This window comes from Neobacillus drentensis (assembly GCF_036966985.1).
GTDB classification, from domain to species: Bacteria; Bacillota; Bacilli; order Bacillales; family Cytobacillaceae; genus Neobacillus; species Neobacillus drentensis_E.
The window spans coordinates 1-2,276 of sequence record NZ_JBALSN010000513.1; the positions used below are offsets into that span (position 1 = coordinate 1).

Here is a 2,276-nt window from a genome sequence, read left to right on the forward strand (position 1 = left end):
CGATTGGTTTATAAAGGTAAGGATAATGAGCCCAAATAATAAAATGAAAAAGAAACGATACCTTTTTAATTCATTCATCCCATCACCACCCAAATAATATATGAAAATATTAGAGACATTACCACTGCTGATACGTTGCGAGAATAGGCAAAACTTCGCCCAAATATCTTTTGTTCCATAGGTAAAGTTGTGATTCCTACGGACATTAATGTAGACATTAATACAGCTACTTGAGGGAGTCCTGCACCATTTTGGACTAATGTGTGTCCAAGAGGAAATACAACAAAGCTTGGAACTAGTGCAAATGCTGAATAAACAATACCTGTCAATCCAGATTTTTCTCCAATGATTGAAAAAATTAAGGATGGAGTTAATATAGATAGTGATAGCCCAACGAAAAGCATAATTGATAACATGTCAGGTATAATATTACGAAAGCTTTTCCATGACTTTAATAGAGCATCTCTTGTTTTATTTCGATCTTTTATAAAAGAAATACTGAGAAGAATGATAGCCATAGCGTAAAGGATAGCACCATTAATCATGATTAGACTCCTTCCATTCTTTGTATTTATTTAAGAAAAATGATAAGTTCTTCATTTTTTCTTCTATATCTATTTGAAAATCTTCTAATTTTCTTTTTCCAACTGTAGTAATTTTGTACATTTTTATCAGCTTATCTTGATTAGATGTGTCCAAATAAGACTCAACAGCACCTTCTTTCTCTAATGTTTTTAATGTGCGATAAAGAATGGCACTATCAATTGGGTTGATGGGAAGCTCTTCTTCACATTTCTGCAGGAGTTTCCCTCCATAGCTATCTCCCTCTGTTAAAAACAGCAGAAGAAATGCACCTGTATGTTTCATGAAATATATAACCTCCTAATTTAAATGTAAAATTTTTTTGGCAATACCTTACTGTTAATAACAGTATACTGTTATCAACAGTAATGTGTCACTGACAGTATGTCCTTTTTTAAAAATTTTTTGTTCAATTTTTCAGTTCAGCTTTCGTAGGGTTAGTTGGATGGTAGCTTAAGAATGGAATTACAGTTCCATCTCGTGTGATGGCAGAACAAGCGGGGATATTGTTTAAGAGGAATCCATAGTTATCACCTATGACTCCCTTATAATTTAGAATGACAGAAACATATTGATGGTTTAAGAATTTTGTCTTTTACTGATTTAATAAGAAATATGAATGTGAAGGATTGCACTTAAACTAACGGGTGCATTACTGGAACAACGGTAATGCTTTTTCTTATTGAAGTAACGGGGCAGTTTAGTGAAAGAAGAAGGTAAATTTTGAACCAATAGAGAATTACATTGTTGGCGGAAAGTTAATCTTGAAAGGTTGAGAAATAATGGCTTACTTTTTTCAAAGTATGAAAAACAAGAGCAAAAGATACAAGTTATTATACTATTCAATGATAACATCTTTATTTTTAAATTTAATAGTTGCTGTAATTATATGGATTAGAGTTGAATACTTTAATCAGCATCTTGAAGGGTTTTGGTGGATAATTTTCTTTTCAGTATTAAGTGCAATTCTAGGTGGCATTTTAAATAAACAAGAGAAAGATTAACTAACCCCGATAGGTTCGTATTTATCCAACTAATGAGTCTATTGGTAGTTCTAGACTGCCAACATACTGTCGTCTTTTCTTCTTCAAGTAACGAAGCAGGTTAGTTCAACAACAGTCAATTTGTAACAAAAAAAAAGACCCCGTTTCGGGTTCTTTTCATTCGGGTGCAGTGTGCTTGAAATCAATCACCTTAGTCGTTATAGCTGCCACATTTTCATCCTGGTTCTCAAGCGGTAGGGATGTACCGAATGTGATTGTATCCGTTCCCAGCCTCTTGGTTCCATCGGATGAATTAACAGTGATTTTTACGACATAGGGGTATCCTAAGTCGTAACCTTTTTCGCTTTGGAACACTTGAACGAGATTTTTTTGCGAGGGGTGTAAATAAGTCACTGTTACTGAGTCATTTTTATAAAAGTCGCTTACTGCTTTGTCAATCTGGTTATGAAATGCTGAAAGCATAAAGTAGTCAGCAACCTGTCCCGAATCGTGCTGATGTGGTTTTTCAGCATAAACGGAGATGTAAAATAAGCTGCTTATTGAAACAATAAATATAGCTAAAGCCAGTATTTTTTTCATTTATCGTCACTCCTTTTCTGATAGCGTGTGTAAAGTAACCCAGTTTATGCAGTTATTCTTCGTAAAGTCAGTTAGTTGCTTGTGAAGGAATGTACTTAAACTAACGGGTGC

Annotated in this window: 3 protein-coding genes and 1 pseudogene; all 4 read right to left on the reverse strand. The window is 34.0% G+C overall.

The window, feature by feature from the left end:
- Positions 1–78, reverse strand: a pseudogene (locus V7659_RS32310) (permease); the annotation flags it as partial.
- A complete protein-coding gene (locus tag V7659_RS26875; protein WP_335543139.1) occupies positions 75–545 on the reverse strand; it encodes a hypothetical protein in 471 nt (156 codons plus the stop codon). The gene V7659_RS26875 and the pseudogene V7659_RS32310, both read right to left, overlap by 4 nt.
- Entirely contained in the window at positions 538–867 is a 330-nt protein-coding gene (locus V7659_RS26880; protein ID WP_335543140.1) for a PadR family transcriptional regulator, read from the reverse strand. The genes V7659_RS26875 and V7659_RS26880 overlap by 8 nt, the downstream gene beginning before the upstream one ends.
- Before the next feature lie 875 nt (positions 868–1,742).
- The gene (locus V7659_RS26885) at positions 1,743–2,165 is read right to left on the reverse strand and encodes a DUF3888 domain-containing protein (protein ID WP_335543141.1); all 423 of its coding nucleotides are present in this window, start codon (positions 2,163–2,165) and stop codon (positions 1,743–1,745) included.
- Positions 2,166–2,276 lie beyond the last annotated feature (111 nt).

Coding starts and splice junctions, on each gene's coding strand:
- V7659_RS26875 (WP_335543139.1), bottom strand. CDS start 545: ATGATTAATGGTGCTATCCTTTACGCTATGGCTATCATTCTTCTCAGT.
- V7659_RS26880 (WP_335543140.1), bottom strand. CDS start 867: ATGAAACATACAGGTGCATTTCTTCTGCTGTTTTTAACAGAGGGAGAT.
- V7659_RS26885 (WP_335543141.1), bottom strand. CDS start 2,165: ATGAAAAAAATACTGGCTTTAGCTATATTTATTGTTTCAATAAGCAGC.